The organism is Chachezhania antarctica (genome assembly GCF_003646465.1).
GTDB classification, from domain to species: Bacteria; Pseudomonadota; Alphaproteobacteria; order Rhodobacterales; family Rhodobacteraceae; genus Chachezhania; species Chachezhania antarctica.
This window is the reverse complement of the sequence record NZ_QZEX01000006.1, coordinates 157,353-174,892: the sequence shown is the minus strand read 5'-3', so window position 1 is coordinate 174,892 and position 17,540 is coordinate 157,353. Positions and strand designations below refer to the sequence as shown.

At 65.4% G+C, this 17,540-nt stretch carries 19 protein-coding genes and 1 other RNA gene; 9 read left to right on the top strand and 11 right to left on the bottom strand.

Annotated elements, in window-relative coordinates:
* Window positions 1–104 precede the first annotated feature (104 nt).
* A complete protein-coding gene (gene hisN, locus D4754_RS13540; RefSeq protein WP_121064426.1) occupies window positions 105–944 on the bottom strand; it encodes a histidinol-phosphatase in 840 nt (279 codons plus the stop codon).
* 146 nt (window positions 945–1,090) lie between these two features.
* Entirely contained in the window at window positions 1,091–1,462 is a 372-nt protein-coding gene (locus tag D4754_RS13535) for a helix-turn-helix domain-containing protein (protein ID WP_121064424.1), read from the bottom strand.
* Window positions 1,463–2,102: 640 nt separating this feature from the next.
* On the opposite strand from D4754_RS13535, the gene D4754_RS13530 reads away from it, so the two are divergent.
* A complete protein-coding gene (locus tag D4754_RS13530; RefSeq protein WP_121064422.1) occupies window positions 2,103–3,059 on the top strand; it encodes an NADPH:quinone oxidoreductase family protein in 957 nt (318 codons plus the stop codon).
* Between the two features lie 229 nt (window positions 3,060–3,288).
* On the opposite strand, the gene D4754_RS13525 is transcribed toward D4754_RS13530, so the two are convergent.
* Window positions 3,289–4,164 carry a LysR family transcriptional regulator gene (locus tag D4754_RS13525; protein WP_121064420.1) on the bottom strand — a complete coding sequence of 292 codons (876 nt, stop codon included), beginning with the start codon at window positions 4,162–4,164 and terminating at the stop codon, window positions 3,289–3,291.
* 128 nt (window positions 4,165–4,292) lie between these two features.
* Here D4754_RS13525 and D4754_RS13520 point away from each other — a divergent pair, with 128 nt between their 5' ends.
* Both D4754_RS13520 and D4754_RS13515 read left to right on the top strand, forming a co-directional pair.
* Entirely contained in the window at window positions 4,293–4,505 is a 213-nt protein-coding gene (locus D4754_RS13520) for a DUF1127 domain-containing protein (protein ID WP_121064418.1), read from the top strand.
* A 307-nt stretch (window positions 4,506–4,812) separates the two neighbouring features.
* Window positions 4,813–5,592 (top strand): Bax inhibitor-1/YccA family protein, encoded by a 780-nt coding sequence (locus D4754_RS13515; RefSeq protein WP_121064416.1) that lies wholly within the window; start codon window positions 4,813–4,815, stop codon window positions 5,590–5,592.
* Between the two features lie 288 nt (window positions 5,593–5,880).
* Here the strand turns inward: D4754_RS13515 and rpmG are convergent, their stop codons facing one another.
* From rpmG to D4754_RS13480, 7 genes are all read right to left on the bottom strand, one after another.
* Complete coding sequence (gene rpmG / locus D4754_RS13510; protein ID WP_121064414.1) at window positions 5,881–6,048, bottom strand: 50S ribosomal protein L33; 168 nt, start codon at window positions 6,046–6,048, stop codon at window positions 5,881–5,883.
* Window positions 6,049–6,171: 123 nt separating this feature from the next.
* Window positions 6,172–6,555: RNase P RNA component class A (gene rnpB / locus D4754_RS13505), an RNA gene on the bottom strand.
* An 11-nt stretch (window positions 6,556–6,566) separates the two neighbouring features.
* Window positions 6,567–7,247, bottom strand: coding sequence for an N-acetylmuramoyl-L-alanine amidase (locus D4754_RS13500; protein ID WP_121064412.1), 681 nt, complete (start codon window positions 7,245–7,247; stop codon window positions 6,567–6,569).
* Between the two features lie 159 nt (window positions 7,248–7,406).
* Window positions 7,407–8,084, bottom strand: coding sequence for a hypothetical protein (locus D4754_RS13495; RefSeq protein WP_240453884.1), 678 nt, complete (start codon window positions 8,082–8,084; stop codon window positions 7,407–7,409).
* A gap of 41 nt (window positions 8,085–8,125) precedes the next feature.
* Window positions 8,126–9,613: an Asp-tRNA(Asn)/Glu-tRNA(Gln) amidotransferase subunit GatA gene (gene gatA / locus D4754_RS13490; protein ID WP_121064410.1), complete on the bottom strand. Its 1,488-nt coding sequence runs from the start codon at window positions 9,611–9,613 to the stop codon at window positions 8,126–8,128.
* Window positions 9,613–9,900: an Asp-tRNA(Asn)/Glu-tRNA(Gln) amidotransferase subunit GatC gene (gene gatC / locus D4754_RS13485; RefSeq protein WP_121064408.1), complete on the bottom strand. Its 288-nt coding sequence runs from the start codon at window positions 9,898–9,900 to the stop codon at window positions 9,613–9,615. Before gatC ends, gatA begins: the two co-directional genes overlap by 1 nt.
* A gap of 39 nt (window positions 9,901–9,939) precedes the next feature.
* Window positions 9,940–10,626 (bottom strand): ceramidase domain-containing protein, encoded by a 687-nt coding sequence (locus D4754_RS13480; protein WP_121064406.1) that lies wholly within the window; start codon window positions 10,624–10,626, stop codon window positions 9,940–9,942.
* A 66-nt stretch (window positions 10,627–10,692) separates the two neighbouring features.
* On the opposite strand from D4754_RS13480, the gene D4754_RS13475 reads away from it, so the two are divergent.
* Window positions 10,693–11,385: a metal-dependent hydrolase gene (locus D4754_RS13475; protein WP_121064404.1), complete on the top strand. Its 693-nt coding sequence runs from the start codon at window positions 10,693–10,695 to the stop codon at window positions 11,383–11,385.
* Between the two features lie 217 nt (window positions 11,386–11,602).
* On the opposite strand, the gene D4754_RS13470 is transcribed toward D4754_RS13475, so the two are convergent.
* Window positions 11,603–12,055: a nucleoside deaminase gene (locus tag D4754_RS13470; protein ID WP_121064402.1), complete on the bottom strand. Its 453-nt coding sequence runs from the start codon at window positions 12,053–12,055 to the stop codon at window positions 11,603–11,605.
* Between the two features lie 61 nt (window positions 12,056–12,116).
* Between D4754_RS13470 and D4754_RS13465 the strand changes: the two genes are divergently transcribed.
* The 5 genes from D4754_RS13465 to D4754_RS13445 all read left to right on the top strand — a co-directional run bounded on the left by D4754_RS13465 (window position 12,117) and on the right by D4754_RS13445 (window position 17,487).
* Entirely contained in the window at window positions 12,117–13,043 is a 927-nt protein-coding gene (locus D4754_RS13465; protein WP_121064400.1) for a pseudouridine synthase, read from the top strand.
* 199 nt (window positions 13,044–13,242) lie between these two features.
* Window positions 13,243–14,130: a 5-bromo-4-chloroindolyl phosphate hydrolysis family protein gene (locus D4754_RS13460; RefSeq protein WP_121064398.1), complete on the top strand. Its 888-nt coding sequence runs from the start codon at window positions 13,243–13,245 to the stop codon at window positions 14,128–14,130.
* Between the two features lie 26 nt (window positions 14,131–14,156).
* Window positions 14,157–15,353, top strand: coding sequence for a toxic anion resistance protein (locus D4754_RS13455; protein ID WP_121064396.1), 1,197 nt, complete (start codon window positions 14,157–14,159; stop codon window positions 15,351–15,353).
* 20 nt (window positions 15,354–15,373) lie between these two features.
* On the top strand, window positions 15,374–16,321 hold the full coding sequence (locus D4754_RS13450) for a DUF2927 domain-containing protein (protein ID WP_240453883.1): 948 nt from the start codon (window positions 15,374–15,376) through the stop codon (window positions 16,319–16,321).
* Window positions 16,322–16,344: 23 nt separating this feature from the next.
* Entirely contained in the window at window positions 16,345–17,487 is a 1,143-nt protein-coding gene (locus D4754_RS13445) for an SPFH domain-containing protein (RefSeq protein ID WP_121064394.1), read from the top strand.
* Window positions 17,488–17,540: the final 53 nt, after the last annotated feature.

Below are 17,540 nucleotides of genomic sequence, written 5' to 3'. Positions count from 1 at the left end.
CCCCCGGTCAGTGGACGCGCGCCGTCGTGGTGTCCTGTTGGCTATCCCCTTGGCGGGAATTGCTTCACGATGGTATTAACACGTTAACGCTGCACTGCGGCACGTCAATGGGAAGTGCTATCTCGCAACAATTCGAGCGCGGCCCGGTGCACGTCCGGATTTGCCGCGGCAAGGACCTGGCCACCGTTCCCGGCCGGTCCGCCCTGCCAGTCGGTGACCACGCCACCGGCCGCTTCGATCACCGCGATGGGGGCCATGATGTCGTAGGCATGCAGCCCCGCCTCGATCACAAGATCGATCTGGCCCGCCGCCAGCAGCGCGTAGGCATAGCAATCCATGCCGTAGCGGACCAGTTTCACCTGCTTTGCAACATCTTCGAAGGCGTTGCGCTCCGCTTGGGTTCCGACCTCGGGGAAAGTGGTGAAGAGCACCGCCTCGTCCAGCCGTTCGGTTGCCCGCGTCGCCATCGGCGCCGCACCTTGCGGGCCGGTCATCGACGCCGCGATACCCGAGCCGCCGATGAAACGCTCGCCGATATAGGGCTGGTCGATCACCCCCAGCACGGGCCGCGGCACTTCGCCACTTTCCGCAAGCGCGATCAGAACACCCCAGGTGGGCGTGCCGCTGAGAAAGGCGCGCGTGCCGTCGATCGGGTCAAGCACCCAGATCCGGCCGCTGGTGCCGGCGCTCTGGCCCATCTCTTCGCCCCAGATCCCGTCATCGGGCCGGTGTTCGGCCAGAAGGGCGCGCATTGCGGCTTCCGACGCGCGGTCGGCCGCGGTCACGGGATCGAAGCCTGATGCCGCCTTGTTGTCGGCCGCCAGACCTGCGGTGCGAAACCACGGCAGGATCGCGGCGCGCGCCGCGTCGGCCATGCGGTGGGCAAGGTCCAGATCCGACAGTTCGGATCCGGTTTCAGCGGTGATGTGGGAAGGGGCGGACATGCCCGCAGATAGACCTATCCATCTCCGGCAGGCAAGGCATGTCAGGTCCGTGCGGGGATGTCGGCGCAAAATAAAAGCCGGGCAATCCCCTGCCCGGCCTTTTGGCGTGCGGCCGGGTCAGGCCAACACGCGAATCGATTTTCGTCTCAGGCGACGTCGCTCAGCACGCGGGCCAGTTCGAACAGGCGGCGGCGCTGGTTTTCCGGAATCGCGTAGTACGACCGGACGAGATCCAGCGCTTCCTTGTCGCCCATCAGGTCGGCGGGCACGCTGCCCCCTTCGCCGGCGGTCGCCGCCTCTTCGTCCAGGCCTTCAAAGAAGAAGCTGACGGGAACGTCCAGAGCATCGGCGATATCCCAAAGACGGGACGCGCTGACCCGGTTCGCACCGGTTTCATACTTTTGAATTTGCTGGAATTTGATTCCAACCTGTTCTGCAAGCTGCTGCTGAGTCATTCCGATCAGCCATCGACGATGTCTGACGCGCTTGCCGACGTGGATGTCCACGTGGTGGGCCATGTTCTTATCTCCTGTTAGCCAATCCTAAAAATGACTGTCCCCAGAGCTTTGGCATTTCCAAGCCTTCGACCCGCACCTTCCGCGCGTCCCAAATGCGTCATGTGCCGGGTAATGGACATTGGGCCACATATAGCCGCTTCCAGTCATTTCTTGTCTAGCGGTTCCTAACAATAGGGTTTCCGGACGCGAATGCAAGATGGTTGAATCGCGTGAGATCGATAACGACGATAAGTTGAATGACGGTAATATTGCGAAATCCGCCCGGCATTATGGTTAACGGCCCGACAACATGGTTGAGTTGTCCACCAAATTTGGCGCGTGCGCCCCTGTCGACGGCGAAACCAGCGCCTATATGCCTCGAAAGGGGATTCCGGGCGACAGGATTCAACGCCTGCATGACCTTACGTTAAGCAGGCGAGATCGTCTTTCGCCCCGCCCGAATTAAGTTTCTTGAACACTGGATCGGCTCATCACTGTCGGGATTGTCCGCATCCGCCCTTGGGTTGCGTTGCACAGATCTGGAATCACGCCTATCCCCGGCAGCGTTGTTGCGGATGCAGCCGGCCCTCCGAAAACAGGAAATCGGATCAGGTCGGCGATCGAAATGCGCCTTTCACATCATTCCACGCGGAGAAGAAAGATGCGTGCCTACCAGATCACCACTGCCGGAACGGATCCCGGATTTGTCGACCTTCCGGAGCCGCGGCCCCAAGCGGGCGAAGTTCTGATCAGGATCCGGGCCGTGGGGCTGAACTTTGCCGATACGCTGATGATCCGGGGGACCTACCAGGACATCCCCGAGCCGCCCTTCACGCTGGGGATGGAGGCCGCCGGCGACGTGATCGAAACGGGCGCGAATGTCGATAGTTTTTCGCCCGGTGACCGGGTCTGCGTCTTTGGCGGTCAGGGCGGGCTGGCCGAAACGGGCGCCTTTCCGGCCGACCGCGTGGTGAAGATCCCCGACGCGATGTCCTATGAACATGCCGCCGCCTTCCAGATCGCCTACGGCACCTCGCATGTCGCGCTGAAGGGGCTGGCCCACCTCGCGCCGGGAGAGACGCTGCTGGTCACCGGCGCCGCCGGTGGCGTGGGCCTGACGGCGGTCGAGATCGGCGCGCTTCTGGGCGCCCGCGTGATCGCGCAGGCCCGCGGACCCGAAAAGCTGGCGATCGCGCGGGCGGCAGGGGCAGATATCCTGATCGACGGAGAAGAGGACCTCCGCCAGCGACTGAAGGACCTGGGCGGTGCCGACGTGGTCTATGACACGGTCGGCGGCGATGTCTTCCGCGCGGCCTTCCGGGCCACCAACCCCGGCGGCCGCCTGCTGCCCATCGGCTTCGCCGGCGGGGACGTGCCCCAGATCCCGGCCAATCACCTTCTGGTCAAGAACCTGACCGTCATCGGCTTCTACATCGGCGGCTACATGAAATTCCGCCCACAGATCATCCGCGACAGCCTGGAAGAACTGACGCGCTGGTACCTCGACGGCCGTCTTGCGCCCCATGTCAGCAACGTTTTGCCGCTGGACGAGGTCGCGGCCGGCCTGGACCTGCTGCGCACAAGGAAAGCCACCGGCAAGGTCGTGATCCTGCCCTGAGCCCGCCGCTCAGGCTCGGGCAATCAGACCAGCGGCACGCTGCGGCATGTCCTGCCGGATGCCTCCGGCGGGAGTATTTGGGAAAAGAAGAAGCAGGGGACCCTGGCTTCTTTGGTCCCCAAGTACCTCGGGGGAGTCCGCACTACTGGAGCGGGCGGGGGCAGAGCCACCTGATCGGCCGGCAACGGCATTCAGGCCGGCATGATGTGGGTGACGGTTGGACTGGTCCTCAGATGACGGCTTTCAGCGGTGCCGCGCTCAATTGCCGGAAGTTCTGGCGCAGAAGGTCGGCCAGATCCGCCTCCGGCCGCGTGCTGTGGGAATCGGGCGCGTAGAAATTGATCTTCTGCTGCGGCAGCGGCGGCAGCAGGGACGGATCTATCTGGCGCAGTTGCGGCGGCTCGGTCCCATCGATCATTGCCGTGATCGCAAGGTCCGCCGAGACCGTCGCTTCCATCGCTCGGTCCGACGCCGTGTCGACGGCCATCACCCAGGGCAGCTCGGCCTGTTCCAGCGCCGCGATGGCCTGGGGCCGGAAGGCGCACTGGCGCAGGAAGGCCAGCCGGATCGGTTTCTGCCGCCAATGGATGCCTTCGGGCGCCCCCACCCAGCACAGCGGCCGTTCCGCCAATGTCTCGGCCTCGGGCGGGGCCTCGTTCTCGGTGGTCAGGATCATCTTGCATTCGCCGCGCATGAAGGATTGCCGCAGCATCGACGAATAGTTTGACAACAGCTGCACACCCATCCTTGGATAGGCCGCGTTGAACTGCTGCAACACGCGCGGGATCGCGGGGTAGATGATGTCGTGCGGCACGCCGATCACGATCTCGCCTTCGAACGCGTCATCCGTCAGGCGGCCCACGGCCTCGTCGTTCAGGGTCACCATCCGCCGTGCATAGGCCAGAAGCTGGTCGCCGGCCGACGTCAGCTGGATCTTCCTGCCCGACCGGTCAAGCACGGGGACGCCCAGCATCTCCTCCAGCCGCTTGATCTGCATCGACACGGCAGATTGCGTGAGATTCAAGTAGGACGCGGCCCGCGTCACGCCGCCGGTATCGGCCACGGCCACGAAGGACCGCAGGGTCGTCAGGTCGAGATTTCGCATGCATCACACTCCGTGATGGTGGGGCTCACAAACATTCGTTTCACAAATAGAGCACACTCCTCCACATACATCAACAGAAGCGAACAGAAACACTCGAGCCATCACAGAATGACGAAAGGACAAAGACCATGACCGACCTGATCCTGAACCGCGTGCTGCCCCGCGTCGAATTCGGCAACCCGGTTGCCCTTCTTGGCCACCTGGCATCCGTCCGCCGCGAACGTGCCGCCCTGGAACGCCTGGACGACGCCGCGCTGAACGACCTGGGCCTGACCCGCGCCGAAGCCCGCACCGAATCCGGACGTGGCTTCTGGGATGCGCCCGCACACTGGACCCGTTGATCCGCGTCGGGCGGCGGCCGCCCTTGAAATACCGCGCCGGGGGTGAACGCCCCCTCTCGAAACAGGCCCCGACAGGCCCCACATAACACCGGCGACAGGGCACTGCCCGCGCCGGTGTTTTTCGTTTCACGGGCAGTCAGGGCGCCCCGATCCGAAGGTTTCCGCGACCAACGGTCAAAAAAACGTCATTCCACCCCCGAAACCCACCTGAATCGCTTGAAAATCAGGGCGCGCTTACCGATATTTCCGAATGAGGTCTGCCGGGCTCAACCGGCAGGGGAAACAGGGTTAATGGAGACCAGCTCACATGGCTGAATACAACACAATCCGGACGGGCGCAGGGGTACGCACCGCTCAGATTGACGAGGGCCTCCGCGCCCACATGAACAAGGTCTACGGCACGATGTCCGTGGGCATGCTGATCACCGCACTGGCGGCCTGGGCGATTTCCGGTCTGGCAGTGACGTCCGACCCGAACGTTACGGGGATCATGATCCGCGAAGGCGAATACCTGACCGCCCTGGGCCAGGCCATCTACGTGTCGCCGCTGAAATGGGTGATCATGTTCGCGCCGCTGGCGATCCTGTTCTTCGGGATCGGCCCGATCATGCGCAAGGCGTCGGCGTCCGCTGCACAGCTGGGCTTCTTCGTCTTTGCGGTGCTGATCGGCCTGTCGCTCAGCTCGATCTTCCTGATCTACACGCAGTATTCGATCGTCCAGACGTTCCTTGTCACCGCGGTCGCCTTCGCCGGTCTGTCGCTTTACGGCTACACGACCAAGAAGGACCTGTCCGGCATGGGCACATTCCTGGTGATGGGCGTGATCGGCCTGGTGATCGCGATGATCATCAACATCTTCCTGCAGTCGCCTGCAATGATGTTCGCGATCTCGGCGATCGGTGTCCTGATCTTCGCGGGCCTGACGGCCTACGATACCCAGCGCATCAAGAGCGATTACATCGCGCATGCGCAGGTGGGCGATCAGGAATGGCTGAACAAGTCGGCGACCTTCGGCGCGCTGAGCCTGTACCTGGACTTCCTGAACATGTTCCAGTTCCTGCTCTTCTTCATGGGCTCGCAGGAATAACCTGGCGCGCTCTTGAAACCAGACGGTCTGAAGGCCGGTCCCGCGGGGCCGGCCTTTTTTTTTGGGCGGGTTTAATGAGCGCGGCGGGTTACGGTGCGTGGAGACCACGTACCCTACGGCAAGGTTCCCACGACGGTGATCACTGCCTGACGGGCGGTAGGGTGCGTGGTCTCCACGCACCGCCCCCTACGACCCCCGCGCACGAAAAAGGGCTCACGCCGATGGCGGAGCCCCTGATTTTCTTGACCGGGTCGTGACGGGCCGCAGGTTACCGCAGCCCGGGCGGGATCACTTGATCTTGCCTTCCTTGTATTCGACATGCTTGCGCACAACGGGGTCGTACTTACGGACCGTCATCTTCTCGGTCATCGTGCGTGCGTTCTTCTTGGTCACGTAGAAGTGGCCGGTGCCTGCGGTCGAATTCAGGCGGATCTTGATGGTGACTGGTTTAGCCATGTCTCGTCTCCTGAGCGTCTCTCTTGCAACGGGCTGCAAGGGCGCCCGTGAAATCCGTGAAGCCCGCCTTTTACATCCGGCGGCGGTGGTGTCAACCGGGTCCGGTGGCCCGGAGGGGCTATTTTGCGCGGAGAGCCTGTAAGCCGGATTCTGTCCCGGGGGCATGCGCCCCCATGGATGACCATTCCTCTTGGCCGCACGTTGCCGTGCCGCCTCTAGCTGCCAACCCGACCTCCCGGGGCTGAAGCGGCCCTGCGGCACCGGAAAGCGGCCCGCGCGGAGGTCCTATTTGGCATTGCTCCCGGTGGGGCTTGCCATGCCGGTCCCGTTGCCGGGCCCGCGGTGGGCTCTTACCCCACCGTTTCACCTTTTCCTGCGCGAACGCAGGTAGTCTCTTCTCTGTGGCGCTGTCCGTCGGGTTGCCCCGCCCGGGCGTTACCCGGCACCGTTGCTTCAGGGAGTCCGGACTTTCCTCGGGATCGCTCCCGCGGCCATCCGGCCCTCCGCGCCCGTGGGGCTTAGGCGCTGGCGGTGTCGCGGTCAACGCCGAAGCGTTCCGCCAGGTCGCGGGCGATGGCGGCATCGGTCGCGTCCACGGGGCCTGTGGCGCCGGGCCGGAACCGGTCGCGGAAGGCCTGCAGAACGGCGTCGGGCGCGTCATCCGGGTAGCCTATGCGGCGTAGGTCGGCCCGGAAGGCGTACGGATCGCCCTGCCCCACCGCTTGGGGCCAGACCGAAAGCCCCTGCCGCGCCAGCCGCTGCCAGTCGAAGCGCGGGCCCGGGTCCTGCTTGCGTTCGGGTGCTATGTCGGAATGGCCTACGACGCCTTCGGGCGGGATGCCCCAGCGCTGCAGGATGTCCGCCAGCAGCTGCTCCAGCACCGCCATCTGCGGTTCGGCAAAGGGATGCGTGCCGCGATTGTCCAGCTCGATCCCGATCGAGCGGTGATTCACCCGCGCGCGCCCGGCCCAGGTGCTGACCCCGGCATGCCAGGCGCGCATCTCCTCCTCGACCATGTGCCAGACCGTTCCGTCATGGCCGATCAGGTAGTGCGAGGAGACCTCCGCCACCGGATCGCACAGCCGCTCCAACGCGGCGGCACAGCTTTCCATCGCGGTGAAATGGATCACGACCAGCTCGGGCCGCTCGCCCTCGGGCCGAACGGTGAAATTGGGGGACGGGTGCCACCGCAGATCCATGCCCTATCCCCTCCGCGGCGCCNCACCGCAGATCCATGCCCTATCCCCTCCGCGGCGCCCGCGCGCGCGCAGGACGGCGGGAGGATCGCGCAGCGATCCGACCGGGGTGGGCGGGTGGGCCGGCCTGCGCGCGCGCGGGCGCTTCGACGGCCGGGCCTGTCATCCCGCGACCGCCAGCCGGAACGTCGCCGGGTTCCAGCCGCACGCAAAGCCGTCGCCATCGGGGTCGAGCCCCATCGGATCCTTCCGCGGCCCGCCTTTCTCAAGAAACGCCGTCTGCGCCCGGTCATCGCTGCGGAACCGCGCGCAGTTCCTATCGGCGCGCGCGGACTTGGCGACGCCCAGCCGTGTATACTGCGACATGCCCAACTGGCGGGACGTGTCCAGCGCATAGGTCACGATATTGGGCGAACCGCTGCCGCTGCGCTGCGGCACCGCCGTAGGCTCCACGATCTCGAACGCGGCGCGCTGCCGCTCCAGCCGGGCGGCGTCGCTCTCGATACTTTCCCGCGCCGCAACGGCCGCGAAATCGTTCTCGTCCGAAAGACCCGCCATCGACACGTCCGGTGATGCGCTGGGGCCGGGCACACTGGACCCGGCCAGAACGGCCGCCGTCTGTCCGGCAATGTCGTCGGAACCCGGCGCCGCGCCCAGGGTCTGCGTCGCGACCGGCCCCGCGGCCGGAACAACGGGCGCCCGGTACCTCGTATCGGAGACGGCTGTCATCGGCCCCGCGCCGTACTCGGCGCCGCTGTCGGGCACATAGGGTGAACAGGCCGCAGCCGCGGTCAGTACCGCCACAGCTCCGGCCACGCGCATCAGGGAAGCGCACTGCATCTTGAAGGTTCCTGCCTCAGGTTCTTGTTATACGCAGCAGGTTACCACCAACGGGCGGGCTTATCCACGAAACCTGCGGCCTTTTCCATCGCATAGGCGGTGTTCAGCAAGGCGCCCTCTTCCCACGGACGGCCGATCAGCTGCAGCCCCAGCGGCAGACCCTTGGCGTCCAACCCGACGGGAACCGAGATCCCCGGCAGCCCGGCCAGATTCACCGTCACAGTGAAGACGTCGTTCAGGTACATCTGCACCGGATCGGCATCTTCCATAGCGCCGATGGGAAAAGCCGACGAAGGCGTCGCGGGCGTCAGGATTGCATCGACCCCTTGGGCAAAGGCATCCTCGAAATCCTTCTTGATCAGCGTCCGCACCTTCCGCGCGCGGTTGTAATAGGCGTCGTAGAAGCCGGCCGACAGGACGTAGGTGCCCACCATCACGCGCCGCTTCACCTCGTCCCCAAAGCCTTCGGCGCGGGTTTTCTCGTACAGATCGGTGATCCCGTCCCCCTGCGCCAGCGCAGCGCGGCGGCCGTAGCGCACGCCATCATACCGCGCGAGGTTCGACGACGCTTCGGCCGGGGCGATCACGTAATAGGTCGGCAGCGCGTATTTCGTATGGGGCAGCGAGATATCGACGATCTTCGCACCTGCATCCGCCAGCATTTCCTTGCCGCGGGTCCAGAGCGTGTCGATCTCCGGGGGCATCCCGTCGACATGGTATTCCTTCGGAATGCCGATGATCTGGCCCTTGATGTCACCGGTCAGCATCGCCTCGAAATCCGGAACGGCCAGTTCGGCGCTGGTCGAATCCTTCGCATCGTGCCCCGCCATCGCGCCCAGCATGATCGCGGCATCGCGCACCGACTTTGTGATCGGCCCCGCCTGATCCAGCGAGGACGCAAATGCCACGATGCCCCAGCGCGAACAACGGCCGTAGGTGGGCTTCAGCCCCACCGTGCCGGTGAAGGCCGCGGGTTGGCGGATGGACCCGCCGGTATCCGTGGCGGTCGCCGCAAGGCACAGGTCCGCCGCCACCGCGGCCGACGATCCGCCCGACGATCCGCCGGGGGTCAGGCTCTTGTCGTCGCCCGTCTGCCGCCACGGGTTTACCGCGGGGCCATAGGTCGAGGTTTCGTTGGACGAGCCCATGGCGAATTCGTCCATGTTGAGCTTGCCCAGCATCACCGCGCCCGCGTCCCACAGCTTGGACGTCACGGTGCTTTCATATTCCGGCTTGAAGCCTTCGAGGATCCTGGATCCCGCCTGCGAGGCCACGCCCTGCGTGCAGAACAGGTCCTTGATACCCAAGGGCAGACCGCAGAGCGGTCCGGCTTCGGCAGTCCTACGCGCCGCATCGGCGGCTTTCGCGCGGTCCATCGCGATCTCGGGCGTCTTGTGGACATAGGCGTTCAGCCCGTCCGCGGCCTCGATCGCGGTCAGGAACGCTTCGGTCAGTTCAACGGAGGTCGTTTCGCCCTTTGTCAGCGCATCGCGCGCATCGGCCAGGCCCAGCTTCGTCAGATCGGACATTATTCCACCACCTTCGGCACGGCAAAGAACCCTTCGCGCGCATCGGGCGCGTTCGACAGGACCTTTTCGGGCTGGCCCCCGTCGGTCACGACATCCTCGCGCAGGCGCAGCTTCATCGGCGTGACCGAGACCATGGGCTCGACACCATCGATATCCACTTCGCCCAATTGCTCGATGAACCCCAGGATGCGGTTGAAATCGGCGGCCAGGGCGGGAAGCTCTTCCGCCTCGACCCGGATACGGGCCAGGCTGGCGACTTTCGCGGCGGTGCTTTCGTCGATCGACATGGGCGTCCTCTGATATGGGTTGCGCTGGACAGGCCGCGTTTACCGCCCGCCGCCGCTGCCGGCAAGACCGCCCGGCGCCCGGAGGTGCAGCAAATGCCGCCGGTAGACCTCGATCATCCAGCCTAGAAGCAAACCGTTCAGCAGATGCCACAGGAAATGAGTGCCCAAGGGGACGGTATCGCAGACCGGTTCGTCGACCGTCCGGAAGGTGAGCGACAGGACCAGAAGGCCCGCACCGATGGCCAGCCCGCGCGCCGTTGCGGGCGCACGGTGGCGCAAACCCACGGCATAAGCGGCGATCAGAAGGGGCACGGGCATGTACCCGGCCGAGCTTCCGATCCCGGGAATCATCTGGAAGATCGGCACCGTCAGCGCGGCAAAGGGCAGGAAGGCCACCGTGGCTGCCAGCGCCCACCAAACGCCCAAGCCCCAGAAGTGCCGGTTGGCGGCGTAGATATAGAGCAGGATGAAGAAGAGAATCGGGGCCGTGTCCGCCAGTCCGGCCCAGGGCTGGGCGAAGGTATGAAACAGGAAACTGCCGATCCCGATGGCCGTCAGCACCCAGACCATGCCCATCGCCAGCGGCATTCCCCGCCCCCGCACCCGGCGCCACATGATGAACGCCGCCAGCAGAAAAGCGGCGTTTGTCAGCGCGTTCACAGGCTCGGCCCAGAACCCGGGATCGAGCCGTTCGCAATAGCCGTCGATGCTCTGCGTCCAATTCATAGACATTTTCCGAACCGATGTTAGGGTCGCCGCGGAACGAACTAGGACCGCTTCGGAGAGAATTACATGAAACTCATCTGGCTTGGACATGGCAGTTTTCGGCTCGAGACCGGCGACAAGGTGTTGCTGATCGACCCCTGGCTGACGGGAAACCCGGTCATGCCCGAGGATCGTCATGACGAGGCGACGGATGGCGTCACCATGATCCTTTTGACGCACGCGCATTTCGACCACGTGGCCGACGTGCTGCCGCTGGCAAAGAAATACAGCGTGCCGGTGATCGGCCAGTTCGACCTGATGAGCCATTGGGGCGAGGCCGAAGGCATCGAGACCATCGGCATGAACAAGGGCGGCACGGTCGATCTGGGCGACGTGACCGTGTCGATGGTCAAGGCCGAACATTCCTCGACCTTCGGCACGCCCGAGGGGCTGAAGGCGGCCGGATCGGAAGTTGGCTACATGATCGGGGCCGAGGGCCGAATGATCTATTTCTCGGGCGATACCGATGTTATGGCCGACATGGACTGGTTCGCCGACTACTACAAACCCGATATCGGCATCCTGTCGGCGGGCGGCCATTTCACCATGAGCATGAAGGCCGCCGCCTATGCCGCCCGGCGCTATTTCAACTTCGATACGGTGATCCCGGGCCACTACAAGACGTTCCCGCTTCTCGAACAATCGGCCGAGGTCCTGATCGAGGAACTGCCAGACGTGAAGGTGATCGAACCGGTGCTTCTGGAAGCGATCGAGCTCTGATCCACCAAACGACAACCGCAGGACGGGTTTGACCGGTTGAAAGGGGGCTCTGCCCCCGCCCGGGCCTCCGGCCCGGACTCCCCCCGAGGTATTTCGAGACCAAAGAAATCAGGGCGCGTCCCCTGTTTCTTCTTTTCCCAAATACTCCCGCCGGAGGCATCCGACGGAGACGCCGGCGCGTTCGGCCGATCAGGAGAGATCCGGCAAGGCGAACGCCTCAGGCGCGGCGCGTGGCAAAGAAGGTCTTCAGCAACGCTTCCGCCTCGCGCGCCGAGATCCCGTCGTAAATTTCAGGCGCGTGGTGGCTTTGCGGGTGGGAAAAGACCTTGGCGCCATGGGCCACGCCGCCCGATTTCGGGTCGGCGGCCGCGTAGTACACGCGGCGGATCCGCGCCGCGGCGATCGCGGCGGCGCACATTGCGCAGGGTTCCAGCGTGACCCACAGGTCGTGATCCGGCAGACGTTCCGATCCCGCCGCGGCGCAGGCCGCGCGCAGGACCAGGATTTCAGCGTGGCCCGTCGGATCCGACAAGGCGCGGGTGCGGTTGCCGTCGCGGGCGATCACCTCGCCCGACGGAGAGACCAGCACCGCGCCCACGGGCACTTCGCCGCGCGCTGCTGCCGCGCGAGCCTCGTCCAGCGCGATGTCCATGTAGGATGTGAAGCCCATGGCCCATCTAGCCCCGCCCTGCCCCCTTCCGCAATCGCCGGAACTGGCGTAGGGACGGGCCATGTCCACGCTCCCTCCTCCCGGCGACCGTATCGCCAAGGTTCTTGCCCGCGCAGGCGTTGCCTCGCGCCGGGATGCCGAAGCCATGATCACCGCCGGCCGTGTCACCGTGAACGGGGCCAAGATCGACAGTCCCGCGCTGAACGTGACGGCCGCCGACAAGATCACCGTGGACGGCAAGCCCCTGAAGGCGGCCGAGCCCGCGCGCGTCTGGTTGTATCACAAGCCCGCGGGCCGGGTGACCACGGCGCGCGACGAACAGGGCCGCGCCACGATCTTCGATGATCTCCCGCCCGAGATGCCGCGGGTGATGACGGTCGGACGGCTCGACCTGAACTCCGAAGGCCTGTTGCTGCTGACCAACGATGGCGAGCTGAAGCGCAAGCTGGAACTGCCGTCGACAGGATGGTTGCGCCGCTACCGCGTGCGGATCAAGGGCCAGCCAGACGACAGCGCGTTCGAACCGCTGCGCAAGGGGCTGGTCGTGGCGGGGCAAAGATACCTGCCGATGATGGTGACGCTGGACCGCCAGCAGGGCGCCAATGCATGGCTGACGATCGGTCTGCGCGAAGGCAAGAACCGCGAGATCCGCCGCGCGATGGAGGCCCTGGGCTTTGCCGTGAACCGGCTGATCCGGGTGTCCTACGGACCGTTCCAGCTGGGCCAGCTGGCCCAGGGCGCGGTCGAGGAAGTGCGCACCAAGATCCTGCGCGACCAGCTGGGCGTGGCCAAGGGAGAGCCCGAGCCCACTGGAACCGCCAAGAAGAAACCGGCCCGCCCGGGCGGGAAGCCGGCCCGCGGTGCGCCCGTGAAACGCGATGGCGCGGCCCCCAAGGGCAAGGTGCATCGCGCCAGCATCGGCAAGGATCCGCAGAAACGTGATCGACCGGCAGGGGCAAAACCCGGTCGAAAGCCGCGCGCCCCCTAGCCAGAACGCCTTGCGTCACCTACGTAACTCCTGACGGCGCGCCCGCAACCTGAACGCGAAAACGCGGCGGTGCGGGCGGGAACGAGGGAAGCTCAGGGGACACGAACATGTCGGGATCGGCGATTCGCGGAATAGCCTACGCGCTGCTTGTGGTGGTGATGTTCGGCGTGTGTACCGGGCTGGTCGGGGGCCTCTGACCATGGCGCAGCGCTTCGGCGGCAAGTATTCCCCGCAAGGCGACGACGATCCGGCGATGCACGAGGCGTCGGCCAATCCCTATGCCGGGGCAAGGGTCGATCCTGTCGGGTTCAAGGCCAATTTCCTGTTTCTCCCGGCGCTGCCGCTGCTTCTGATGTCGCTGGGCAGTGCCGTCAGCCTGTTTCTGGCCATCATCGCCGCGGCGAGCCTGACGCTGGGCAACTGGCTGCTGCGCGAGGGCCTGCGGGCCGAAGCCGCCTACAACGACCGCCGCGTCGCGCGCCGCCCGGCTTTTCCGCGCAAGATGGCTGCCAGCCTTCTGACCGGCGCAGGCGTCGCCATCGCGGCCTATCGGTTCGAGCCGGGCCTTGCGGGGCCGCTGCTTTACGGCGTGATCGCCACGATCCTGCATTCCGCGGCCTTTGGCATCGACCCGCTGCGCGACAAGGGGATGGAGGGCGCCGACAGCTTTCAGAAGACCCGCGTCGCCACCGCCGTGGGCGAGGCCGAGGAGTACCTGAAAGCCATGAAAACCGCCATCGAGACGACGGGTGACCGCGCGCTCGTATCCCGGGTCGAACGGTTCCAGTCCACCGCGCGCCAGCTGTTCCGCACGGTCGAGGACGATCCGCGCGATCTGGCCACGGCCCGGAAGTACCTGACCGTCTACCTGATGGGCGCGCGCGACGCGACGATCAAGTTCGCCGATGTCTGGCGCCGCAACCGCAGCACGGACGCGCGTGCCAGTTACCTCGCCCTTCTGGACGACCTGGAAAAGAACTTCGCCGCCCGCAACAAGACCCTGCTGCTGGATGACCGCAGCGATCTGAACATCGAGATCGACGTGCTGCGGGAACGCCTGCAACGCGAAGGCGTGGCCACCGAATAGAACTCTGCCCCAAAGGAGCAAGTCCCATGTCCGAGACCATCCAGAAGAAGGCCGCGCAATCCGTTGCCGCCGTTGAAGAGGTCACCCAGGCGCAACTGCCTGTCCCGGTCGAGCCGGAAAGCATCGTGTCGAAAAAGGACGCCGAGGGGCCGGTGGGCGCCGAAATCGAAAAGCGCATGGCCGAAATCGACATGGGGGACACGAATTCGATCATCTCGTTCGGGTCGCGCAGCCAGGCGGAATTGCAGCAGATCAGCCAGGACATGCTGAGCGGCGTGCGCAACAAGGACGTGGGCCCGGCCGGCGACAGCTTGCGCGAGATCGTGTCGGCCATCCGGGGCTTTTCGGTGGACGAGCTGGACCCCAACAACAAGCCCAGCTTCTGGCAGCGGCTGATGGGCAAGGCCTCGGGCATGGCCAAGTTCACCGCCCAGTTCGAAACCGTGCAGGCGCAGATCGACAAGATCACCGATGAACTTCTGGGCCACGAACATGCGCTGCTGAAGGACATCAAGTCGCTGGATCTGCTCTACGAGAAGACGCTGACCTTCTACGACGAACTCGCGCTCTACATCGCGGCCGGGACCGAGAAGCTGGAAGAACTCGACAACCAGGACATTCCCCGGCTCGCGGCGGAAGTGGATGCCGCACCCGAGGACCAGCAGGTGATGAAGGCGCAGGAGCTGCGCGACCTGCGCGCCGCGCGCGACGATCTGGAACGCCGGGTGCACGATCTGAAGCTGACGCGGCAGGTGACGATGCAGTCCCTGCCCTCGATCCGGCTGGTGCAGGAAAACGACAAGTCGCTGGTGACGAAGATCAACTCGACCCTCGTGAACACCGTGCCGCTGTGGGAAACCCAGCTGGCGCAGGCCGTCACGATCCAGCGGTCGGCCGAGGCGTCGAAGGCCGTGTCCGAGGCCAACGACCTGACCAACGATCTGCTGACGGCCAACGCGGCCAACCTGCGCGAAAGCAACAAGCAGATCCGCAAGGAGATGGAGCGCGGCGTCTTCGACATCGAGGCGGTCAAGCAGGCCAATGCCGACCTGATCGGCACGATCCAGGAAAGCCTGCAGATCGCGGACGAAGGCAAGGCCAAGCGCGCGGCGGCCGAAAAGGATCTCCAGCAGATGGAGAACGACCTGCGCGACACGCTGAAATCGGCCAAGGCGCGGGGCGACGGCGTGGGCGACAATGCGGCGACGTCCGTCCCCTCCTGAGGACGAAGGCAGGGTTCAACGTGAAGCGGTTCGGCCTGATTCTCGCCACCTTGTCCGGCCTGTCGGCGGTCGGTTGCGATCTGCTGCCCGGGGAAACACCCCCCGAAACCACTGCCGCGCCGGCGCCTGCTGCCCCGGCAGCCCCCGCCGCCCGTACAAGCCCGTCAGCGGAAAGCCAGGTGCTGAGCGCGCGCTATGCCGAGATGCAGCGCGATCTTCTGGCCCGCGGCCTGCTGCGCGTCGATGGCGGCGGGCCCGATACGCCTTTCACCGCCAGGGACCTGGCCACGAATTTCGAGGCCATCGCCTTCTACGACGAATATGCCCGCGGCGGGTCTGCCCGGCGCGCCGACGGCTGGCTGTCCCGGTGGGCACTGCCGGTGAAGGTCGAACTGCGCTTCGGCCCGATGGTGCCCGACGATGTCCGCACCACCGACCGCGCGCAATTCAATGCCTATGTCCGACGGTTGGCCCGAGTCACCGGCCATCCCGTCACGTCCGTGCAGCGGGACGGCAATTTCATTGTCTTCGTTGGCACCGAGGACGACAAGGCCTACGTCCAGAAACAGCTCAAGATGCTGATGCCCGGGATCAGCGAGACGGAACTGGCACTGTTCCGCGATCTGCCCGATAGCCGGCATTGCCAGGTTGTGACGCACCCGGCGTCCGACACCCCCTATGTCACCGCGACGGCCGTGTCGCTGGTGCGGGCCGAACAGCCCGACCTGATGCGCCGCGCCTGCCTGCACGAGGAACTGGCCCAAGGGCTGGGCCTGCGCAACGACAGCCCCGGCGCGCGTCCGTCTATCTTCAATGACGACGACGAATTCGCGCAGCTGACAACGCATGACGAACAGTTGCTGAAAATACTCTATGATCCGCGCCTGAAACCCGGCATGACCGTGGACGAGGCCCGGCCAATGGTCGAACAGATCGCGCTGGAGCTGGCACCGCCGGCCGCGTTCTGAGCGCCAAACGACAGGAGCGAGACATGAGCCTATTCGGATTCCTGAGCGGCGAGTTCATCGACGTCATCGGCTGGACCGACAGCACGCGCGACACGATGGTCTGGCGGTTCGAACGCGAAGGACACGCGATCAAGTACGGCGCCAAGCTGACCGTACGCGAAGGCCAGGTGGCCGTGTTCATCCACGAAGGCCAGATGGCGGATGTGTTCAAGCCCGGGCTCTACATGCTCGAAACGAACAACATGCCGATCATGACGACGCTCCAGCACTGGGATCACGGCTTTCGCAGCCCGTTCCAGTCGGAGATCTACTTCATCGCCACGACGCGGTTCAACGACCTGAAATGGGGCACCAAGAACCCGATCATCTGCCGCGATCCCGAATTCGGCCCAGTGCGCATCCGCGCCTACGGCACCTACACGATCCGCGTGGCCGACGCCGCGAAGTTCATGACCGAAATCGTGGGCACCGACGGCGAATTCACGATGGACGAGATCAGCTACCAGATCCGCAACATCATCGTGCAAGAGTTCAGCCGCTCGGTGGCGTCTTCCGGCATCCCGGTGCTGGATATGGCGGCCAACACCGCCGACCTGGGCAAGCTGGTGGCCGCCCAGATCGCGCCCACGCTGGAAAGCTACGGCCTGTCGATGCCTGAACTTTACATCGAGAACATCTCGCTGCCCCCGGCGGTGGAAAAGACGCTGGATCAGCGGACGTCGATGGGCATTGCCGGGGATCTGGGCAAGTACACCCAGTTCGCCGCCGCCGAAGCCATGACCGCCGCGGCCCAGAACCCCTCTGGCGGCGGCATGGCCGCGGGGATGGGCGCCGGGATCGGGCTGGGCATGGCGCAGCAGATGACGGGCGCCGTGGGACCGTGGGGCGCGGCCCCGCAACCCGCGCAAGCCCCGCAACCGGCTGCCGCCGCGCCTCCGCCACCGCCTCCCCCGCCGCCGGACCAGGTCTGGCACGTAGCCGAGAACGGCGCGACCAAGGGGCCCTTTTCCCGCGCCGACCTGGGCCGCATGGCGGCCGAAGGCGCGCTCAAGCGCGAGACGTTCGTCTGGACCGCGGGACAGGACGGCTGGATGAAGGCCGAGGACGTGACCACGCTGGCGCAGCTTTTCACCGTCATGCCGCCGCCCCCGCCCCCCGGGGCATAAGCGCAACGCCTTTCGGTCTCGGCCCGGCTCTGGCGGCGCGGACACGTTTGCCC

Coding starts and splice junctions, on each gene's coding strand:
- hisN (WP_121064426.1), bottom strand. CDS start 944: ATGTCCGCCCCTTCCCACATCACCGCTGAAACCGGATCCGAACTGTCG.
- D4754_RS13535 (WP_121064424.1), bottom strand. CDS start 1,462: ATGGCCCACCACGTGGACATCCACGTCGGCAAGCGCGTCAGACATCGT.
- D4754_RS13530 (WP_121064422.1), top strand. CDS start 2,103: ATGCGTGCCTACCAGATCACCACTGCCGGAACGGATCCCGGATTTGTC.
- D4754_RS13525 (WP_121064420.1), bottom strand. CDS start 4,164: ATGCGAAATCTCGACCTGACGACCCTGCGGTCCTTCGTGGCCGTGGCC.
- D4754_RS13520 (WP_121064418.1), top strand. CDS start 4,293: ATGACCGACCTGATCCTGAACCGCGTGCTGCCCCGCGTCGAATTCGGC.
- D4754_RS13515 (WP_121064416.1), top strand. CDS start 4,813: ATGGCTGAATACAACACAATCCGGACGGGCGCAGGGGTACGCACCGCT.
- rpmG (WP_121064414.1), bottom strand. CDS start 6,048: ATGGCTAAACCAGTCACCATCAAGATCCGCCTGAATTCGACCGCAGGC.
- D4754_RS13500 (WP_121064412.1), bottom strand. CDS start 7,247: ATGGATCTGCGGTGGCACCCGTCCCCCAATTTCACCGTTCGGCCCGAG.
- D4754_RS13495 (WP_240453884.1), bottom strand. CDS start 8,084: ATGCAGTGCGCTTCCCTGATGCGCGTGGCCGGAGCTGTGGCGGTACTG.
- gatA (WP_121064410.1), bottom strand. CDS start 9,613: ATGTCCGATCTGACGAAGCTGGGCCTGGCCGATGCGCGCGATGCGCTG.
- gatC (WP_121064408.1), bottom strand. CDS start 9,900: ATGTCGATCGACGAAAGCACCGCCGCGAAAGTCGCCAGCCTGGCCCGT.
- D4754_RS13480 (WP_121064406.1), bottom strand. CDS start 10,626: ATGAATTGGACGCAGAGCATCGACGGCTATTGCGAACGGCTCGATCCC.
- D4754_RS13475 (WP_121064404.1), top strand. CDS start 10,693: ATGAAACTCATCTGGCTTGGACATGGCAGTTTTCGGCTCGAGACCGGC.
- D4754_RS13470 (WP_121064402.1), bottom strand. CDS start 12,055: ATGGGCTTCACATCCTACATGGACATCGCGCTGGACGAGGCTCGCGCG.
- D4754_RS13465 (WP_121064400.1), top strand. CDS start 12,117: ATGTCCACGCTCCCTCCTCCCGGCGACCGTATCGCCAAGGTTCTTGCC.
- D4754_RS13460 (WP_121064398.1), top strand. CDS start 13,243: ATGGCGCAGCGCTTCGGCGGCAAGTATTCCCCGCAAGGCGACGACGAT.
- D4754_RS13455 (WP_121064396.1), top strand. CDS start 14,157: ATGTCCGAGACCATCCAGAAGAAGGCCGCGCAATCCGTTGCCGCCGTT.
- D4754_RS13445 (WP_121064394.1), top strand. CDS start 16,345: ATGAGCCTATTCGGATTCCTGAGCGGCGAGTTCATCGACGTCATCGGC.